The 19,099-nt window shown below is 56.9% G+C and carries 18 protein-coding genes; 17 read left to right on the forward strand and 1 reads right to left on the reverse strand.

Translation table 11 applies throughout. From position 1 onward, the window contains the following. Positions 1-20: 20 nt before the first annotated feature. From ABD982_RS00980 to ABD982_RS01045, 14 genes are all read left to right on the forward strand, one after another. Positions 21-680, forward strand: a complete 660-nt coding sequence (locus ABD982_RS00980; protein ID WP_345443590.1) for a PH domain-containing protein — start codon at positions 21-23, stop codon at positions 678-680. Next, on the forward strand, positions 681-2,327 hold the full coding sequence (locus tag ABD982_RS00985) for a PH domain-containing protein (protein WP_345443593.1): 1,647 nt from the start codon (positions 681-683) through the stop codon (positions 2,325-2,327). Then, the gene (locus ABD982_RS00990) at positions 2,320-2,985 is read left to right on the forward strand and encodes an ABC transporter ATP-binding protein (RefSeq protein WP_345443596.1); all 666 of its coding nucleotides are present in this window, start codon (positions 2,320-2,322) and stop codon (positions 2,983-2,985) included. Before ABD982_RS00985 ends, ABD982_RS00990 begins: the two co-directional genes overlap by 8 nt. Next, on the forward strand, positions 2,982-4,358 hold the full coding sequence (locus ABD982_RS00995; RefSeq protein WP_345443599.1) for a hypothetical protein: 1,377 nt from the start codon (positions 2,982-2,984) through the stop codon (positions 4,356-4,358). The genes ABD982_RS00990 and ABD982_RS00995 overlap by 4 nt, the downstream gene beginning before the upstream one ends. A gap of 59 nt (positions 4,359-4,417) precedes the next feature. Then, on the forward strand, positions 4,418-5,314 hold the full coding sequence (locus tag ABD982_RS01000; RefSeq protein WP_345443602.1) for a Rossmann-like and DUF2520 domain-containing protein: 897 nt from the start codon (positions 4,418-4,420) through the stop codon (positions 5,312-5,314). Positions 5,315-5,351: 37 nt separating this feature from the next. Further along, positions 5,352-6,260: a pantoate--beta-alanine ligase gene (gene panC, locus ABD982_RS01005; protein ID WP_425570024.1), complete on the forward strand. Its 909-nt coding sequence runs from the start codon at positions 5,352-5,354 to the stop codon at positions 6,258-6,260. 86 nt (positions 6,261-6,346) lie between these two features. After that, the gene (gene lysS, locus ABD982_RS01010; protein WP_345445721.1) at positions 6,347-7,804 is read left to right on the forward strand and encodes a lysine--tRNA ligase; all 1,458 of its coding nucleotides are present in this window, start codon (positions 6,347-6,349) and stop codon (positions 7,802-7,804) included. Between the two features lie 110 nt (positions 7,805-7,914). Continuing rightward, on the forward strand, positions 7,915-8,115 hold the full coding sequence (locus tag ABD982_RS01015; protein ID WP_345443605.1) for a hypothetical protein: 201 nt from the start codon (positions 7,915-7,917) through the stop codon (positions 8,113-8,115). 181 nt (positions 8,116-8,296) lie between these two features. After that, positions 8,297-8,650, forward strand: coding sequence for a histone-like nucleoid-structuring protein Lsr2 (locus ABD982_RS01020; RefSeq protein ID WP_345443608.1), 354 nt, complete (start codon positions 8,297-8,299; stop codon positions 8,648-8,650). 415 nt (positions 8,651-9,065) lie between these two features. After that, positions 9,066-11,684, forward strand: a complete 2,619-nt coding sequence (locus ABD982_RS01025; protein ID WP_345443611.1) for an ATP-dependent Clp protease ATP-binding subunit — start codon at positions 9,066-9,068, stop codon at positions 11,682-11,684. A 127-nt stretch (positions 11,685-11,811) separates the two neighbouring features. After that, the gene (locus ABD982_RS01030; RefSeq protein WP_345443614.1) at positions 11,812-12,822 is read left to right on the forward strand and encodes a type IV toxin-antitoxin system AbiEi family antitoxin; all 1,011 of its coding nucleotides are present in this window, start codon (positions 11,812-11,814) and stop codon (positions 12,820-12,822) included. Continuing rightward, positions 12,815-13,324, forward strand: a complete 510-nt coding sequence (locus ABD982_RS01035) for a hypothetical protein (RefSeq protein ID WP_345443617.1) — start codon at positions 12,815-12,817, stop codon at positions 13,322-13,324. The genes ABD982_RS01030 and ABD982_RS01035 overlap by 8 nt, the downstream gene beginning before the upstream one ends. A 15-nt stretch (positions 13,325-13,339) precedes the next feature. Then, positions 13,340-13,678 (forward strand): hypothetical protein, encoded by a 339-nt coding sequence (locus ABD982_RS01040; protein WP_345443620.1) that lies wholly within the window; start codon positions 13,340-13,342, stop codon positions 13,676-13,678. A 274-nt stretch (positions 13,679-13,952) separates the two neighbouring features. After that, positions 13,953-14,468, forward strand: a complete 516-nt coding sequence (locus ABD982_RS01045) for an amino-acid N-acetyltransferase (RefSeq protein ID WP_345443623.1) — start codon at positions 13,953-13,955, stop codon at positions 14,466-14,468. A gap of 94 nt (positions 14,469-14,562) precedes the next feature. Here ABD982_RS01045 and ABD982_RS01050 read toward each other — a convergent pair whose 3' ends face one another. Next, the gene (locus ABD982_RS01050; protein WP_345443626.1) at positions 14,563-15,525 is read right to left on the reverse strand and encodes an HhH-GPD family protein; all 963 of its coding nucleotides are present in this window, start codon (positions 15,523-15,525) and stop codon (positions 14,563-14,565) included. A gap of 87 nt (positions 15,526-15,612) precedes the next feature. Here ABD982_RS01050 and ABD982_RS01055 point away from each other — a divergent pair, with 87 nt between their 5' ends. The 3 genes from ABD982_RS01055 to radA all read left to right on the forward strand — a co-directional run bounded on the left by ABD982_RS01055 (position 15,613) and on the right by radA (position 19,092). Beyond that, the gene (locus ABD982_RS01055; protein WP_345443629.1) at positions 15,613-16,401 is read left to right on the forward strand and encodes a hypothetical protein; all 789 of its coding nucleotides are present in this window, start codon (positions 15,613-15,615) and stop codon (positions 16,399-16,401) included. Between the two features lie 112 nt (positions 16,402-16,513). Continuing rightward, entirely contained in the window at positions 16,514-17,581 is a 1,068-nt protein-coding gene (gene disA / locus ABD982_RS01060) for a DNA integrity scanning diadenylate cyclase DisA (protein ID WP_345443631.1), read from the forward strand. Between the two features lie 89 nt (positions 17,582-17,670). Further along, positions 17,671-19,092: a DNA repair protein RadA gene (gene radA / locus ABD982_RS01065; protein ID WP_251379482.1), complete on the forward strand. Its 1,422-nt coding sequence runs from the start codon at positions 17,671-17,673 to the stop codon at positions 19,090-19,092. Positions 19,093-19,099 lie beyond the last annotated feature (7 nt).

Below are 19,099 nucleotides of genomic sequence, written 5' to 3' on the forward strand. Positions count from 1 at the left end.
ACTAGGCAGAGAGCGTTTCCATGACTGAGAACAGGCTGATCGAAGATAATGACCAGGGGCAGGCTGTACGTCCTCCCGCTGTAGCAACACCTTGGCAGCAAGCCCAGGCGACTGAGACTTTTAGCTCCCCAGCTTTTACCCCCACTCTGCCTCCGCTTGACCTAGACGGTCTGGGCAAGGATTTCATCGACCCCGCCGACATTGAATGGAATCGGGTGTCCCCTAAGTACCTCAAGGTGCGTATGATTTCGCGGGCTATCTGGTCGCTGATCATGATTGCTTTAGCTTGCCTTCCCCTGCTATTTACTGAGGTTCTGGGCTGGTGGAATATGCCCCTGTGGCTATCGGTATCTTTGGCCGCGGTAATGGTGGTGTGGCAAATCTGGCTGACCATTATTGTCAGACGCCAGGTGCGCGCCTTGGGCTACAGCGAACGCGCTGAGCACTTGTTGACCCGCAAGGGCATCATGTTCCGTAAAGTGCGCGCGGTACCCTATGGCCGTATCCAGTTCATTGACGTGAGCTCCGGGCCTGTTGAGAACATGGTGGGTCTTAGCCATCTCGACATCAAAACGGCCGGCGGAGCCAGCACGGTCCTTCCCGGGCTTGATAGGGCAGAGGCTCAGCGGCTGCGTGAAATTTTGACCGACCTATCTGATACCAAGATGGTGGGCCTGTAGGTGAGCGCTACAAAACCTGAAAACACGGCGCACTCAGATGAACCTTCCGATTGGAAGCAGGAACAGACCCTGACCTGGCGCCGGGCGCACCCGCTCTCACCTCTGGTCCGGTCCTGGCTGATTATCGTTGCCTTCCTTTTTGGGATTGTGCGCCCCGCCGTTGAAGACTTCTTTAGGGGCGATGATCCCCTGACCTTCCAGGATTTGGCGACAGCGCAACCGCCTGAGTCCGGAATCCTGGCATGGTTGCACATCTTCGGCAGTTTCTGGCTTCCGGTAGCGGCGGTGCTGGTTTTTCTGCTGCTGCTGGTTCCCTTTTTTCTGACCTGGTTTTTTTACCGGTTTGCGGTGGATACCTCCAACGTTTACATCAAGAGCGGCATGCTCTTCAAAACTGAGCGCAAGGCACGCCTTGACCGGGTGCAGTCTATCGACGTCAACCGGCCCCTGGTCGCCCGCATACTGGGGCTTGCTGAACTTAAGTTCGATGTGGCGGACGGCGCGGGGTCAGCCTTGCAGGTGCAGTATCTTAGCTACCGAGAGGCACGCAGGCTACGCGATGAACTGCTGGTCCAAGTGCGGGACTTGAAATCAGGCTCGAAGCCTAGCGCGGCTGGTAGCCAGCTAGAACCTGGGCACCCTGACTCTGCACCTGGTGTGCAGGCCGGGGAACACCATCTGCGTCAGCGCCTGGCCCAGCACGTCACCGAGAACTTCCTGGGGGCACGCGGTAAGGGCGAGCAGCAGATTGTGCATGTGCCGGTGGCCAGGTTGCTGGGGTCTATGTTCCTTTCGCTGGGAGTAGTTTCCGGTGTGCTGTTTGTTGGTGCTCTGATGGGTGTCATGCTCTGGTCAGACATCTCCTTCGGCGCTGTTTTTGCTTCTAACCTGGCTTTGATTGCGGGCCTGGCATCTGCTCTCTGGAAGCGTCTGAACACCGGGTGGAACTTTAGACTGGTGACCAGCCCTGATGGTCTGAAGACCCGTTTTGGCCTCACCGATACCGTCACAAGAACCGTGCCTGAGGGGCGCATCCAGTCGGTGATTGTCACCCAGCCCCTGCTCTGGCGCCTGACCGGCTGGTACAAGGTATCTGTTGCCCTGGCCGGGCAGGGTGAAGGCGAAAATGCCGCTTTTGCCGGTGAGTTGCTGCCGGTGGGCACTCGCGCTGACCTGCTGCGCATCCTACCCCTGGTCGTTGTCGATGAGGCGCACGGCGGGGCTACCGCTGAGCAGCTGCATGCAGGTCTGGACGCTAAGGGCAGCGGTCACGGCTTTACCGCTAGTCAACTTACTGCCCGCTTCCGCGTTGACTGGTTTGCAATCAGTCGCAATGCCTTTTCGCAGACTCCCGCACTATTGCTGGTGCGCGGTGGCATGATGACCAAAAAACTAAGCATTACCCCGCACGCGAAAATTCAGCAGCTTGAACTGAAGCAGGGGCCTCTGGGTAAGCGCTACGATTATGCGGAGGTATCGGTGACCGCCGCCGGTGCCCTGGTGAGTGGTAGCGAGATAGACCTCGTGGACACCGCAACGGCCCGCGCCTTGTTGGTCCGCCAGGCCCAGCTGGGCGTCCACGCCAACCAGGTATTAGCTGCCCCGGGTGTTTACTCACAGACAGAACAGAGGACAGCCCTTGATTGAGTTACTTGCTGCCAAGAAAGCTTTTAAAGAAAACCTGGTTTTTGAGGACGCCTCGGTGCAGCTGCACCGAGGCACCTATTACACACTGACCGGCCCCAATGGCTCGGGCAAATCGACCCTCATGAAGTGTCTGCTGCAGCAAGAAGAGCTGACCGAGGGGCAGATGCTTCTGAACGGTGCGCCGGTTAAGTCCTCGTCCCGCCCCTTCCGTACCCAGGTCTTCGGCATCAATGACGCCATCGGCTGGTTACCCGGGGTGACTGTGGGCCAGCACCTTGAAATGATGGCGCGGGCTGCCACAGAAATTAACGAGGCACTGGGCACTGACCCCGAGAATCTCTACAGCCCGCGCGAAGCCCTAGAAGAGCTGGGCGTGCCCCAGGCCTACGACCGGCAACCCTACACCCTAAGCTCTGGGCAGGAGCAGCGCTCGCGCCTAGCATCCCTGCTGGTACGCCCGGCCCGCTACTATTTTCTGGACGAACCCGAAAAACGGTTGGATTCAGCCGGGGTGCAGTGGATCACCGAGTGGGTTGACTGGCGGGTTACGGACTTAGGCGATATGGTCTGCATTGCTACGCATGACCCGCTGCTCAATGAAATAGCGGGTACCGTCAATCTGCGTTTCCCCCTGAACCAAGAAGAGAGCCGGGCGTGAGTGCCCTACCGGTCGCCCGCAGCCGCGGGGACCGTTTCGTAGAGGTCTACAATTCTTTCTTTTACGTGGTGGTATTTTTCGCTATTGCAGCCACTATGGCCTACGGGCTCCGCAATGTTCGCGGTACTTACCTTTACTTCACCCTCACCAATCAGCAGGCCCTCCCCTTCTTTGCCGGTGCCCTACTGATTTCCAGTGCTGCCTTTGCCTGCATCCTCTACCTTCTGGGGCCGGTTGCTTATTCGTCCTCTGACCTTTTTTGGCGTTTCACCGGCCGCCTGCCATTATGCAATCTTTGGCGACGCACCGAGAGTTGGGCGGTGCTGGCGTCCTGGGGGCTGGTCTCCACTTTGCTCGCCACGATCTTTGCTCCTTTTTCAGCTGCCTGGCTGGTGGGAACAGCCTTTGCAACTCTGCTCTTCGGGGCGGTTCTCATGCAGGGAGCACTGGGTTGCCAACTGCTGGATAGAAAGCTGCCCCTCCTGCTGTGGGCGGCAGGTGCTTTTACCCTTGGGGTGGTTGTGGTGTTGCTGACCACCACTAGTTTAGGGGCTGGCATAAGGCTAAACCTCGTGCCTTTCCTTACCGGCGGCTGGGTTTTGGCGGCGATCGTGGGTTCTTTAGCTCTAGCCCTCCGAACGGCGCGCACCCCGCTGGAATGGCGCGTAGCAACGGCGGCTTACGGCCGAAGTTCAATGCTGCTCTATGCTTTGCACAATGTTGGCGGGCCTGATGGTTACCGCTACTATGGCTCGGAAGGTTCCCGTACCCGGCGCCGGTTGAGCTCAGCCTCGGCGGCGCAGCTTTCGCTAGCGGCCTTGGCGGACAGCCTCTTACCGTTGATACTCACTGCCCTGGTCAGCTTACCTTTTGCTATCTTCCTGGGAGTGGGGTTCGGTGCCCTCGGAGCGGGGGCTGCTATCGCACTGGGCACGTGGGTTGTGGCCTCTTTCTACCGCTGGCTGACCCGTGAGTGGGCCTCTCACCAGGCTCTGCGCCAGTGGCTGGGGGCTCCCTACTTTCGCACCCTGCTGGGGTTCGCGTCAGGATCAGGGGTTGCTACAGCTGTCTATGTGCTGACCATGGCACTGGTTTTTCAACTACCTCTGCAGCTGGCTTTGGGCGGACTGCTCTTTGGGCTTGCGATAGCACTGGGCGAGGTAAACCCGCCCACCCAGTTCAACTACGACCTCACCTTCACCACCATTGAGGGGCTGACCGTGCCCCTTGAACCCATAATCGCTGCCGTAAAAACCGTGGGGCTTTTGGTGGGTATAACGGGTTCCTTCATGCTGGGTGGTGCTACTCCGCTACTGGTACCCGCAGCGTTGCTGGTAGCGCGAACCGTGCAGCACCTGCGCTCTGCCCGCTAGCCTGCTGCCTGCGCGTAGAATGGTGGGGCATCTGCACCTGCCACCGAAAGGCCCCGCCCGTGAATCCCCTAAAACCTGCCCGCCTGGGTATAGGCATTATTAGCGCCGGGAAAGTGGGAGCGGTTTTAGGTGCCGCACTGCGTGCGGCCGGTCACGCTATCGTGGGGGTGCACGCTGTTTCTGAGGCCTCCCAAACCCGCGCTGAGGCGCTACTGCCCGGCGTCCCGGTGCTGGCTATCCCCGAGATTGTTGAACGCAGTGAAGTGGTTCTTTTGGCAGTGCCCGATGACGCCCTGTCCTCCCTGGTCAAAGGCTTGGCAGAAACTAAAGCCTGGCAGCAGGGGCAGATTGTTCTTCATACCAGCGGACGTCACGGTACCGATGTGCTGGCCCCCGCCAAAGAGTGCGGTGCTATCGGTCTGGCTATCCACCCGGCCATGACCTTCACCGGACTGTCCCTTGACCTCACCCGCCTCAAAACCACCAGTTTTGGTGTCACCGGCCCTGCTCCCTTCCTGCCCATTGCCCAGGCGCTGGCTGTAGAGATGGGTGGTGAGCCGGTCCAGATTGCTGAGGGAGACCGGGTGCTCTACCATGCTGCCCTCGCTCACGTTTCTAATCACCTGGTCACTATCACCGGTCAATCCCTGCAGATTCTTCGGTCTATCGGGGTAGAAGATCCCGCTCGTTACCTTGAACCTCTGCTGCGAGCGTCCTTAGATAACGCCTTATCAGCGGGAGAAAATGCGCTCACTGGCCCCGTGGCTCGCGGGGACGCGCACACGGTGGCTGCACACGCCCAAACCCTGGCAGGCTTTGCGGTAGAAGAAGAAGCGGGCGACATCAGTTCTGCTTATCTGGCCCTGGCACGCGCCACCGCCGAACGTGCCCACCGCCGCGGGGCGCTCACCGGTGAGCAGTACAATAGTGTGCTTGCAGCTTTGACGGTAAACTAGAGCCTGTCGTCCAGTGAAAGGACCTCTCACAGTCGTGATGAGCCAACCCGCTATTACACACACCATCGCTGATCTTGGTAACGAGATGCTCCTAGCGCGCACCAGTGCAGCCAGCCAGCTAAACGCCCAGATGGGCTCAAAAAAGCAGTTAACCGTGGGCTACGTCGCCACCATGGGCGCTCTGCATGAGGGGCATGCCACCCTGATTCGCCGCGCCCGCGAGCAGAATGACGTGGTGGTGCTGTCCATCTTTGTGAACCCCCTGCAATTCGGGCCCAATGAAGACTTCGACCTCTACCCCCGCACCCTTGAGGCGGACGCCGCGCTGGCAGCAGAAGCCGGAGTGGATGTTATCTTTGCCCCTACGGTTGAAGAAATGTACCCCGGTGGCCAGCCCCGTATTACGGTGTCCTCCGGCGAGCTGGGTCACCTCTTTGAGGGGAAAACCCGCCCCGGGCACTTTGACGGTGCGCTGACGGTGATTAACAAGTTCTTCAACATTCTGAAGCCGCTGACCGAGGGCGCTACGCTGAATGCCTACTTTGGGCAGAAGGACGCCCAGCAGCTGGCCCTGATGCAGCGCATGGTCACCGATTTCAACCACGATGTGGTCATCAAACCTGTACCCATCGTGCGTGCGGATGACGGGCTAGCGCTATCTTCTCGCAACCAGTACCTCACCCCTGAGGACCGCGAAGCTGCCCTGGTGCTCTCCCGCACCCTGGCGCACCTGCGCGAAAAGTACATCACCGGCGTCCTTACCGATACCGCCGTGGACGAAGCGCGTGAGGCCATCAACAGCACCCCCGGCGTGCGTCTTGATTACCTTGAAGTGATTGACCCTGCCACCTTCCAAGCTCCCGTTGACGACCAGGGGCGTGTCCTGGCACTCGTAGCAGCCTACGTGGGTAACACCCGCCTCATCGATAACATGGACATTAACTAGACCACCTTTGCACCAACCTCAGAACGGGTAAACCATTGACTGAACAGGGCACTACTGTGCACGAAAAGAACGATGTCTCAGAGCAGATGCAGATTCGCCTGGACAAGCGCGCCAAACTGCTTGAATCTGGCCGTGAGGCCTACCCGGTGGGTGTGCCGGTAACGCACACTATCACCGAGATTCGCGAGAAGTATGATGGCAAGCTGGAGGCAGACCAGACGACCGGTGAGCTGGTGGGTGTCGCCGGCCGTGTGGTCTTTGTGCGCAATACCGGCAAGCTCTGCTTTGCCTCTCTGCAGCAGGGTAATGGAACCCGTATTCAAGCCATGATTTCTCTGGCCGGTGTGGGCGAAGAGGCGCTGGCTGACTGGAAGGCCCTGGTTGACTTGGGTGACCACGTCTTTGTTCACGGTGAGGTGATTTCTTCTCGCCGCGGTGAGCTCTCCATCATGGCGGACTCCTGGCAGATGGCTTCCAAGGCACTGCGCCCCATGCCTAACCTTCACTCTGAGTTGAACGATGAAACCCGCGTGCGTCAGCGCTACCTCGATTTGATGGTGCGCGATGAGGCTCGTCAGATTGTGCTCAAGCGCGCCAAGATTACCCAGACCGTGCGCGATGTGCTGAATAAGCGCGGCTACACTGAGCTGGAAACCCCTATCCTTCAGCTGATTCACGGTGGCGCTTCTGCCCGCCCTTTCACCACCCACCTCAATGCCTTTGATCAGCCCATGACGCTGCGTATCGCCACCGAGCTTTTCCTTAAGAGTGCAGCGGTGGGTGGCCTGGAACGCGTCTACGAGATTGGCCGTGTCTTCCGTAACGAGGGTGTGGACTCAACCCACAGCCCTGAGTTCACCACCCTGGAGTGCTACGAAGCCTATGCTGACCAGTTCGTGATGGCTGAGCGCATGAAGGAAATCATCATGTCCTGCGCTGATGCCGTGGGTGTGCACCAGATTGAAACCGAGGCGGGCACCATTGACCTGACCGGTGAGTGGAAGTGGCTGGGTGTTTACCCCGGTCTGTCAGAGGTAGTGGGTCAGGAAATCACCCCCGAGACCACGGTCGATCAACTGCGCGCAATTGCTGCACAGCACGAGGTTGCCGTTGATCCCAAGTGGGACGCTGAGAAACTGGTCGTCGAGCTCTTTGGTGAGATTGTAGAACCTACTCTCATTAACCCCACCTTCGTCTATGACTACCCGCCCTCCGCGCAGCCCTTGGCACGCCAGCACCGCAGTGAAGCTGGTTTGATTGAAGCCTGGGACCTCATCATCGGTGGCATGGAACGCGGCACCGCTTTCTCTGAGCTGATTGACCCCGTGATTCAGCGTGAACGCCTCACTGAGCAGTCCAAGCTGGCAGCCGGCGGCGATGACGAAGCTATGCAGCTGGACGAAGGCTTCCTACGCGCTCTGGAACACGGAGCACCCCCCATGGGCGGCCTGGGGCTGGGCATTGACCGTCTCGTAATGCTCTTCACCGGTGTGGGTATCCGTGAAACCATTCTCTTCCCACTGATGAAGCCTGAAGCCGAGTAAGTCAGGCTGAGAAGCACCTATAAATATCGCCCATTGGCTCTAACCGATGGGCGATATTTTTGTGTTCACGGTAGATTGGTAGGAGCGAAACACTAAGGAAAAGAGTCACCATGGAATTCTTTATCGGGCTTCTTCCCTCTATTGGGGCGGGCTTGGGCCTCTACTTCATCTTGCGGTGGATTAGCCGAGCTGACCGCACAGAACGTGCGGCTAAAAGCGATATTCAAAAGGACGCTGAGGCATGGTATGAAGCGGTCAAGAAAGATAAAGGCACTAAAGACCCTTTTGGTGCCGGCAAAGAAAGTAAATAATTTACCGGTAAAATTTTCCCTCATTTCCCATTTTTATTCTCTCGGTGTATATTAATGAATGATATAGGTTCTCCTGTTAACTTGTTTCTAAACTTTTACCGAATCATCCCGTTTTCGGTTCTTGTGCGTTCATAAGGGTTCCTTGCCTTAATCACTGGATTATTTATATGAGGAGATAGTAGTGGCTCAGAAAGTAAAGATTATTCTTGAAGATGATCTTGATGGCGGCCCCGCAGACGAAACCGTTCGCTTTGGACTAGATGGTGGATCATTTGAAATTGATCTGTCCAGCGCTAATGCGGCTCGTCTTCGCGACGCAATCCGCCCCTTCGCTGCCAAGGCTCGCCGTGTACAGGGCAATCGAGCGCCCGGCCGTCCCGCCGGTTCACGTACCACCGTAGGTACTACTAAGCGCAACCCTGAAATCGCTGAAATTCGTCAGTGGGCACAGGAGAACGGTTACAAGGTATCAAGCCGTGGCCGTATTCACCAGGAAATTCAGGACGCTTACTACGCTGCTAAAAAAGATAAGTAGGGTTTAGAGTCTCACACTAAAGGTGGGTATCCCCTGATAAGGGGGTGCCCACCTTTATATATGTCAGCAAGGGATTAGCTTTCTCATTATAGTGGGGGCTTTAATGAGTGTATCCCCTGGGAATTAGAGGCGATAGGTAAATAGTGGAAGCAGGGGGTTACTCAGAGATTCGCCAGGCTTTGGTTTTAAATATGCGATTGAAATAAATCTGCTGCCACCATTGGGTGTTCACCGGCATTCGACCAATATAATCTTCCCTCTCTAACGTCCGGTGCGTGAAACCTACTTTTTTCCCTCAAAGTCGGCTCATTTTACTTTGTTGGCGAACGCAGTTCATTCCCTGGCGAACAGCCCCCCGCGCCCTTACAAAGACGCGTAATCTTTGGGGTAATAATACGTTTCCAAGGAGTGTTCAATGTTTGAACGGTTTACTGACCGCGCTCGCCGAGTAATCGTGCTTGCTCAAGAAGAAGCACGCATGCTCAACCACAATTACATCGGTACTGAGCACATTCTGCTCGGTCTAATTCATGAGGGTGAAGGCATTGCTGCCCGCGCACTGGAATCACTGGGAGTGAATCTGACGGCTGTCCGGGAGCAGGTGCAGGAAATCATCGGTTCTGGCCCCCAGGCATCCAGCGGGCACATTCCTTTCACTCCGCGCGCCAAGAAGATTCTCGAGCTCTCCATGCGTGAGGCTATTCAGCTCAACCACGGCTACATTGGCACCGAGCACATTCTGCTGGGCATGGTGCGTGCCAATGAAGGCGTCGCCAACCAGATTCTGTCGAAGCTGGGTGCTGAGCCTGCTAAGGTGCGCCAGACCGTTATGGATCTCATCTCGGGATACCCTGGCAACAGCTCTGAAGGCAACAAGGAAGCTGCCGGTGTTGGGGCGGGTAACTCACGCGAAGGCACTCCCGCCGGTTCAGCCATCCTGGACCAGTTCGGCCGTAACCTGACCGCTGCTGCACGCGAAGGTAAGCTTGATCCCGTTATTGGGCGCTTCAAGGAGATGGAGCGCGTCATGCAGGTGCTCTCCCGCCGTACCAAGAACAACCCCGTGCTGATTGGCGAGCCCGGCGTGGGTAAGACCGCTGTCGCTGAGGGCCTGGCTCAAGCTATTGTTGCTGGGGACGTCCCCGAAACCCTCAAAGACAAGCACCTCTATACCCTGGATTTGGGTTCTATGGTGGCAGGTTCACGCTACCGTGGTGACTTTGAAGAGCGCATGAAGAAGGTACTCAAGGAGATCCGCAACCGCGGTGACATCATCCTCTTCATCGACGAGATTCACACCCTGGTGGGTGCTGGTGCCGCCGAGGGCGCTATCGACGCTGCTTCTATTCTTAAGCCTATGCTGGCTCGCGGTGAACTGCAGACCATCGGTGCAACCACCCTCGATGAATACCGCAAGCACATTGAGAAAGACCCGGCTCTTGAGCGCCGTTTCCAGCCTATCCAGGTGGACGAACCGGCTCCAGAAATGGCTATTGAAATTCTCAAGGGCCTGCGCGATAAGTACGAGGCGCACCACCGCGTCACTATCTCCGATGAGGCCATTGAGACCGCCGTTAACCTGGCTCACCGCTACATCTCAGACCGCTTCTTGCCCGATAAGGCAGTTGACCTGATTGATGAGGCCGGTGCTCGCCTGCGTATCAAGCGCATGACCACTCCGCCTGAGATTAAGGTGCTTGAAGAGCGTATCGCAAAGATCAAGGGCGAAAAAGAAGAGGCTATCGCCGCTAACGAGTTTGAGAAGGCAGCAGACCTGCGCGATAAAGAGCAGAAGCTGATTGCTGAGAAGGACGAAGCCGAGAAGACCTGGCGCAATGCCGGCGACGCCTTCGGTGAGGTTACCCCCGAAGTTATCGCCGATGTCCTGGCTGCCTCTACCGGTGTGCCCGTCTACAAGATTACCGAGGAAGAGACCAGTCGCCTGCTCAAGATGGAAGACGAGCTACACAAGCGCGTCATCGGTCAGGAGAACGCTATTAAGGCGCTCTCTCGCTCCATCCGCCGCACCCGCGCTGGTCTGAAAGACCCCAAGCGTCCCGGTGGTTCCTTCATCTTCGCCGGCCCCACCGGTGTCGGTAAGACCGAGCTGGCTAAGGCCCTGGCAGAGTTCCTCTTCGGCGATGAAGATGCCCTCATCACCTTGGACATGTCTGAATACCAGGAGAAGCACACCGTTTCTCGTCTCTTCGGTGCCCCTCCCGGGTACGTGGGCTACGAAGAGGGCGGCCAGCTGACCGAAAAGGTGCGCCGCAAGCCCTTCTCCGTGGTGCTCTTCGATGAGGTTGAAAAGGCTCACGCTGACCTCTTCAACTCACTGCTACAGATTCTTGAGGACGGTCGTCTGACCGACTCTCAGGGTCGCGTGGTGGACTTCAAGAACACCGTTATCATCATGACCACCAACTTGGGTTCACGTGAGATGGCGCGCCGTGTGCCTGTCGGCTTCCAGCAGGTGGGCGATGACGCCGGCTCCTACGAGCGCATGCAGGGCCGGGTGATGGAGTCGCTCAAGGAGCACTTCCGCCCCGAGTTCCTCAACCGTGTGGATGATATCATCGTCTTCCCACAGCTCTCAGAAACCGAAATTCTGCAGATCGTTGACCTCTTTGTTGCCCGCCTGGCTGAGCGTCTGCGTGAGCAGGACATGTCCATTGAGCTGACCGATAAGGCCAAGGTTCTTATGGCAACCAAGGGCTATGACCCCTCGATGGGTGCCCGCCCGCTGCGCCGTGAGATGCAGCGCAACCTCGAAGATCCCCTGTCAGAGAAGATTCTCTTCGGCGAGATCAAGCACGGTGAGAAGATTACCGTGGACGTTGAGGGGGAGGGCGAGTTGCAGAAGTTTGTCTTTTCTTCAGCGCCCCTGGGTGAGTTGGACAGCGCCAGCTTTGAGAAGGCTTTCAAGCAGAACGAGGCTGAGGAAGTTCCCGCAGTTCCCGAAGCTGAAATCGCCAACAAGGTTGCCGAGCAGCAGGTTGAGGCTGAGGACGCCCGCGAAGCTGACTCGGAGTAGTCCTGATACATAAAACAGTAGGGCCTTCAAACGCTTGCTCGTTTGAGGGCCCTACTTTTATTAATTTCATTTGTCAAAAATATTCAGCTGAGTAACTATCTTCAGTTATTATGAACTCATGGTCCGAGTGAAGAAAATTGCTAATATCAGTGCTTTCGTAGTATATTTGCGCAGCTTAAATATAGGGTATGTTTCCGTACGGAATTCTCGTGGCGGAGGCGGGGAAATCTTAACCCTCTTACTGGATGGGGCTACAGAGACTGTGATGGTGCCTTTTTCTGGTCTTTCGTATGAAGATGCCCTTGAAGTAAAGAAGCAAAACCCCTATACACTATTCATTATCAACAGGATACTTTCTGACCTGGAGCATGCTCGCTGGGCTTCGTCAGGCCTGAATTTTATTGATATGGCAGGGAATCTATTTATTAGGGCGAAGGGGATTTACCTACGTATTGAAGGTAAACAACAGGTTCTTAAGGCTTTAAAGAGTGGTGGTGAGACCACGCCAGCGCACAATAAATTAGCCGAAATTGGGAGGGCCTTCTCAATTAGCGGCCTAAAGGTCTTGTTTGTGCTTTTGGTAGAGCCGGATTCTCTTAACTGGACGGTTGCGAAAATTGCGACCACAGCGCATACCTCAACTGGAACTGTCTCAACTGTCTTTAAAGCCCTGGAATCTGAAGGATATTTAGCGATTGATGGGCGCTATCGAAAAATGAGGCACCAGCGCGATCTGCAACGGCGGTGGATTGAGCACTATATATCAACCCTCAAACCGTCTCTGAAATCACGTTGGGTGCAGGGGCTTAACCCCCAAGAATGGCGTATCGAGGTGAGCGAAGGCAGGGTTCCCGGTGCAATTATGGGAGGTGAAAACGCTCTTGCTCTGAAGACCGGAATGATTGCACCAATGACTACCCTGTTTTACGGTCAACCGCCGTGGAAAGAAATTACTACCGCCTACCGGTTGAAGACGGCGGAAGAAGGAAATACCGAGTTAAGTGAGATTTTCTGGGAGCCTCATGTTTTGACCCCCGATGGTGTAGTACCCGACCTCCTTATTTACGCTGATTCGTTAGCGACTGGAGATTCCAGGCAAATAGAAATTGCGCAGAATTGGATGGGCGCGTATGGCTAATCAATTTAAGAACTTTAAGGAGCACCCTCCTGCGGAGGTCTTCGCGTACCTTGCTCCGCGTGTTAAGAAATTAGATGAGGTATTAGGGCAGGGTAGTTACATGCTTATTGGGGCTTATGTGCGTGACTACTACCTTCTGAAAGCTAAGCTAGGTGCTTATCGTAGCACTCAGGATATCGACTTCAGTGTTGCGGCTGCTGCGCGAGGAGACTTCCTTCAGCGGCTTGAGCGCATTGGTAAGCAGAGTGGTGTAGGCCCTGGTCAAAGCTCCTCACAGGATAAGTCAGTACTGTGCAGAGTTATGGAGGGAGGTATTGACGTCGATATTCTTCCCTTCGGTGAGCTTGCTCCAAACGGGATTTTTGAGGTTGGTGAAAGGAGCTGGGACGTTACCGGGCACTTAGAGTCTTTTCGGGTAGCTGAGCTATGGGAGCTAGACTCAGATGCTGTCGTTAAAATTCCACCTCTCCACTGCATGCTTGGGTTAAAAATCATTGCATAAGACACTCGGCACGAGATGTATTTCGATAAAGATGCTGAAGATTTCCATAAACTGCTAGAAGCCGGTGTGAGGATAGTGAGGGAAATAATTTTTGATTCAGAGGAAGGCCAATACTGCCTTGAAAAGTGGGACTACGATGACCAAAAAGCTTCAGTAGGTCTTCTTGCTGGTCAGTTAAAAGAAGATTTTAAAGGGGCCTCTCTAGGTCGTTGCCTGGACGTGCTAAACGACAAAGGTAAAGCATCAGAATTTCTCAGGGCCGCAGAAAATAGGGGGCTTTTAAGTGGTAAGGTCTCTGAGACCGAGTATAGGGAGCGTTTTGAGTGCTTTCGGGAAGCTTTCTTGGCTGATTAGTGACTCTGAGAAGAGTCTATTCAGGGCTTCATCTCCAAGAAAGATATCAAACCTTAACCAACCTCTCAGGTAGTGCCCAGCTTCTTTAAACGACAGCCCAAGGGTAGTGCGCCATACTTAAGTCATACGGTTCGAGAGAGCCCCTGGAGAGTTTTAGTGTGTATGGCTCAAAGGGACAAGAAGATTCTTGTGTGTATGTGTGTGTAATGATGTAAATCAGCCCCGCGGCTAAGGCCGCGGGGCTGATTTATTATCTCTGCTCTAGACTGTGATTATGACCCAACTGCTTGTTCGTGCCGCAACCGTAAAGGACGTCCCCGCTATTCAAGAGTTAGTGCGGCCCCTTGCGCTCGATGGGATCCTGCTGGACAAGGAAGCGGTGACCTACTTTGAAGCCATCCAGGAGTTCTTAGTGGCAGAAGTAGACCGCGGCACCGGGCCGGAATTGGTGGGTTGCGGGGCGTTGCACGTGATGTGGGAGAACATCGCAGAGATTAGAACTTTGGCTGCAGCACCGGATGCCCGCGGGCTAGGAGTGGGCCACCAGTTAGTGGCCGCCCTCTTGGATCGGGCGCGTAGGCTCATGGTGAGCAGCGTCTTCTGCTTGACCTTTGAGGTGGACTTCTTCAGGCGCCAGGGTTTTAGAACTATGGAAAATCAGGAGCAGCTAGACCCTGAAACCTATATGGAGCTCCTTCGCTCCCGAGACGAGGGTGTCGCCGAGTTCCTAGATCTTGCGCGGGTTAAGCCCAATACCTTGGGTAATACCCGCATGATTATTGATCTCTAAACACGGCAGTTCTCACTCTGACCTGGGCCACATAAGTCTAGATGCCATCCACAGTACCGCTAGGAGTATAGTTCACAGGACGTGCAGGGGTAGGTTAGAGGGATACCAGCCCGGCTTTTTCTTGTGCCAGTCCGTCCGCCAGAAGCCCGGCGTAACAGCGGTCAATTTGTTCTGAGGGAGAGTTGAGCGCTGCGAGAGCACGGATGGCGGGGGCTAGCTCTGCGGGGTAGGCGACATCAGGTTTGCCACCGGTGGTGAGTAGCGTGCGGTCAACGCCTCCGCTAGCTGCACGGAGCACCGACAACATAGCACCGCGCAATTGGCGGTCAGTGCCAGCCCATGCCTGACCTTTGGGTTGGTAGTCAGCTTCTGGTTTACCTGCGGCCACCCAGGCACAGCGGTCAAACACCGGGCACTGCTCACACGAGGGAGACTTGGCGGTGCAGATGAGGGCGCCCAGCTCCATAACCGAGACGTTCCACAGGTTTGATTCTGCAAGATCTTCTGGCATCAGTGCTTCAGCCAGCCGGGTTTCAGCGGCGGTGAGAGCCTTGGACGGCAGTGCCTTGCCTGAGATAAGCCGGGCGTGCACCCGCCGAATATTGGTATCAATCACCGTGGCCCGGCGTCCAAAAGCAAAAACTGAGATAGCGGCGGCGGTGTAGCTGCCTACCCCGGGCAGAGCCAGTAACTCTTCGTAGCTGGCGGGTACCTTGCCGCCGTGACGCTCCAGGACGGCAACCGCAGCAGCATGCAGACGCTGAGCGCGGCGGGGGTAACCTAGCCTGCCCCAGGCGCGCACTGCTTCACCCGGCTCCTCAGCCGCTAGATCAGCGGGCGTAGGCCAGCGCTCCAGCCAGGTTTCCCAGACCGGCAGCACCCGCTTGACGGGGGTTTGCTGCAGCATAAATTCGCTCACCATCACCTCCCAGGGGGTGTTAGCTCCGGTGCGCCAGGGCAGGTCACGGGCATGCTGCAGGTACCACTGGTTAATACGGTCGTGCAGCAAATCTATATCGCGGGCTGAGGGGAGGGCAGAAATCTGAGAGGAAGGCACCTCAACACTCTAAAACACCTGCTCATAAACCCGCTAATACGGTATATAAATTTTTCTGACCCGTACTAAACCCGGTACTCTAGTCTTATGTCAGAAAACGTTGATTCACATGGGGGCGTAGCTTCGCCCGAGGTTTACCGTCGCCGCCGCATCATTGCGCTTCTTGTCCTAGTCTTGGTGCTTCTGCTGGGCATTAGCCTGGTGAGTTGGCTCGTAGGTCGAGGCGGAGACTCTGAGCCCACGGCCGCTACCTCGTCAACCTCAGCTAGTGCCGAGGCTTTTAGCGATTTCAGCCAGCGCGCTACCGAATCAGCAACTGCCAGCCCCTCAGACAGCGAGAGCGCTGACCCCTCTGCTAGCTCTGATGGATCCGAGAGTGCAGAGCCTACTGAGTCTGCCTCCCAGGAGCCTAGTGAGTCGGCAGAACCCACTGAATCAGCGGAGCCTACTGAAGAGGCTACCCCTGAGCCCACTGAAACTCCCGCCGTAGTTGCTGCCTGCACCCCGGCTGACCTGCAGGTAAGCCTTACCGCTGACCGTACCAGCTATGCTGCCGGCCAGAACCCTGCCCTTGCGGTGGTCTACACCAACGCTTCGGATAACCCCTGCCTGGTCACCGGCGGCGTTGCTAACGTGGATATTAACATTACCTCTGGCCCCGCACAGGTCTTCAACTACGCCCAGTGCCATGCTGCACCCGCAGAGGACGCTCAGGTTGAAGCCGGCGCCACCAACACTACCTCGCTGAGCTGGGATCGTTCACTCAATGTATTGGGTTGCGGCACCAGCGCTAAAATTCAGCCCGGGCATTACTGGGCCACTGCCAGCGTTAACGGTGTGAACTCACAGCCGGTGCGTATCGTCGTTACTGGCTAAGGCGACGCAGTCTTTAGATGGGGAGTGCCCTCTTGTAGGGCGCTCCCTTTTTATATGCGCTGCTGGCCATCGCAGGCTGGGAGGAGTTGCCGGGTAGACTACCATTGAACATGTGCTGACAGCTTATAGTGACTCCCTACTAAAAACCCTTGCCCAAATTGCTCCCGGGACGGAGCTGCGCGAGGGGCTAGAGCGCATCCTGCGTGGCCGCACCGGCGCCCTGATTGTGCTGGGCACTGACAAGACGGTTGCCGCGATGTCCTCCGGTGGCTTCGCTATTAACACCGCTTTTTCAGCCACACGCGTGCGGGAGCTCGCCAAGATGGATGGCGCTATCGTCTGCGATAAGGACGCCTCCACCCTGTTGGCGGCTGGCGTTCAGCTTCTACCTGACCCCAGTATTGAGACCAACGAATCTGGCACCCGCCACCGCACCGCTGAACGCGTAGCCAAGCAGACTGGCTTCCCGGTCATTGCGGTCAGCGCCTCAATGTCCCTCATCTCTGTCTATGCCGAGGGCATCCGCTACACAGTAGAAGACACACAGTCACTGATGAGCCGGGCCAACCAGGCGATTCGTACCCTGGATAGCTACACCGAACGTCTGGAGCAGGTGCTTCAATCCCTCTCGTCCCTAGAGATAGAGGCTAGCGTGACTATGCGCGATGTAGTCAGCACCCTCCAGCGCATGGAAATGGTGCGACGCATCTCCGTCGAGGCCGGGCACTACGTGGTGGAACTGGGCACTGTGGGCCGCCTAGTAGCCCTACAGCTTGAAGAACTCATCGCCAACGACCTTCCCGCCTCCTGGGTGGTCTTGCGCGACTACCTGCCAGCAGAAACCCCCGCTGAGACCCTGCACGGTGCCATAGCAGATCTTGAAGCCTTGGACGACAAAGAAATCGTAGACCTGCACGCCATCGCACAGGCCGTGGGTTTCAAAGATCACTTAGAAGCCCCCATGCACCCCCACGGGCACCGCCTACTGGCCGGAATCCACTCCATGCCCGGTACCGTTGCCGACCGCCTGGTCTACCACTTCGACGGCTTGCAAGCACTGATGGCAGCCAGCCTGGATGACCTCCGTGCGGTTGAGGGCATCGGCGAACAGCGCGCCCGCGTGATCCGCGAATCCCTTTCCCGCATGGCAGAAAGCTCCTTGCTAGAACGCTTCATGTAAAGCCGTGTTCCCTACGTAGGTCTCTGCCGTGTGCCTCGCTGTGAGCTGACGCCGCTAAAAATGTCAGCCCGCGGCTCTATGCTGGTTTTATGGCTACTCGTAAGACTTCTCGCTCCCGCTCCGCTAACGCTTTTCGCTGTACTGAGTGCGGGTGGACGACCGCTAAGTGGGTGGGGCGCTGCGGTGAGTGTCAGCAGTGGGGCACCGTTGAAGAAGTTGGGGGAGCCGTTACCGCTAAAACCACGGTAGCTTCCAGCGTGCAGAACCCGGCTCGGCCGATTGCTGAGGTGGACTCGCGGGTGGCGCAATATATGAGTACCTGCAACCCGGAGTTTGACCGTGTGCTGGGCGGTGGCCTGGTGCCCGGTGCGGTGATTTTGATGGCGGGGGAGCCCGGCGTCGGTAAGTCCACCCTGCTGCTTGATGTGGCGGCTACTTTTGCCCGTGGGCAAGGGGCTACCGGGGGAGCAGCGGCTAAACCCCACAATGTGCTGTACGTGACCGGTGAAGAGTCAGCTGCGCAGGTGAAGTTGCGGGCTGACCGTATCAATGCTGTTGCTGACACCCTTTATTTGACCAGTGAAACTGATTTGGGCACAGCTCTAGCGCATATTGAGCAGGTGAACCCATCCTTACTGGTGGTGGACTCCGTGCAGACTCTGGCTTCTAGCGAGGTGGAGGGCAGCGCCGGTGGTGTCACCCAGGTGCGCGAGGTCGCGGCGTCCATTATTGCAGCAGCCAAGAGCCGCAATATGTGCACCCTATTGGTGGGTCACGTGACCAAAGAGGGCACTATCGCCGGCCCACGCCTCTTGGAACACCTGGTCGATGTGGTCTGCCAGTTTGAGGGTGATAAGCACTCACAGATTCGCATGCTGCGCGCCATTAAGAACCGCTTTGGCCCCACTGATGAGGTGGGCTGCTTTGATATGCATGAGGACGGCATCGCCCCGGTGACTGACCCGTCTGGGCTTTTTGTGTCGCGTACCCCGCACCCGGTGGCAGGCACGTGTGTCACCGTGACCATGGAGGGCCGCCGCCCCCTGCTAGCTGAGGTGCAGGCGCTGCTGGATCAGAGCGCTACTCCGCAGCCGCGCCGTGCCACCAGTGGGTTGGACGGCGCGCGAATTTCTATGTTGCTGGCAGTGTTGCAGAAGCGAGCCGGCTTCAACGTGGGCAAACTGGACTGCTATATCTCAACGGTGGGCGGCGCTAAAATTTCTGAGCCTTCCGCCGATCTTGCCTGCGTGATCGCACTCGCTTCAGCAGCTCAAGATAAACCTCTGCCCCGTAAGCTAGCCGTCTTTGGCGAGGTGGGTCTAGCCGGTGAGGTGCGGGCGGTGCCCGGCATTCGCCAGCGCATTGCCGAGGTAGGCAGGTTAGGCTTCACCCACGTGATCGTGCCAGCCTCGCCTGCCGGGGTGGGTGAGGTACCTGCTGGTGTCTCAGTACGTGAGGTCGCTTCGCTAGCTGATGCTCTTGCCCTGCTGTTCCCCGGAGCAGGCAGCTAAAGACCTA

The sequence above is a fragment of the Rothia endophytica genome (assembly GCF_039543885.1).
In the GTDB taxonomy this organism is placed as follows: domain Bacteria; phylum Actinomycetota; class Actinomycetes; order Actinomycetales; family Micrococcaceae; genus Rothia; species Rothia endophytica.

What these genes read in the sequence shown, in the direction of transcription:
- ABD982_RS01040 (WP_345443620.1), top strand. Translation starts at nt 13,340, where the DNA reads ATGTATTTCGATAAAGATGCTGAAGATTTCCATAAACTGCTAGAAGCC.
- ABD982_RS00980 (WP_345443590.1), top strand. Translation starts at nt 21, where the DNA reads ATGACTGAGAACAGGCTGATCGAAGATAATGACCAGGGGCAGGCTGTA.
- ABD982_RS01025 (WP_345443611.1), top strand. Translation starts at nt 9,066, where the DNA reads ATGTTTGAACGGTTTACTGACCGCGCTCGCCGAGTAATCGTGCTTGCT.
- lysS (WP_345445721.1), top strand. Translation starts at nt 6,347, where the DNA reads ATGCAGATTCGCCTGGACAAGCGCGCCAAACTGCTTGAATCTGGCCGT.
- panC (WP_425570024.1), top strand. Translation starts at nt 5,352, where the DNA reads ATGAGCCAACCCGCTATTACACACACCATCGCTGATCTTGGTAACGAG.
- ABD982_RS01055 (WP_345443629.1), top strand. Translation starts at nt 15,613, where the DNA reads ATGTCAGAAAACGTTGATTCACATGGGGGCGTAGCTTCGCCCGAGGTT.
- ABD982_RS01035 (WP_345443617.1), top strand. Translation starts at nt 12,815, where the DNA reads ATGGCTAATCAATTTAAGAACTTTAAGGAGCACCCTCCTGCGGAGGTC.
- radA (WP_251379482.1), top strand. Translation starts at nt 17,671, where the DNA reads ATGGCTACTCGTAAGACTTCTCGCTCCCGCTCCGCTAACGCTTTTCGC.
- ABD982_RS01045 (WP_345443623.1), top strand. Translation starts at nt 13,953, where the DNA reads ATGACCCAACTGCTTGTTCGTGCCGCAACCGTAAAGGACGTCCCCGCT.
- ABD982_RS01015 (WP_345443605.1), top strand. Translation starts at nt 7,915, where the DNA reads ATGGAATTCTTTATCGGGCTTCTTCCCTCTATTGGGGCGGGCTTGGGC.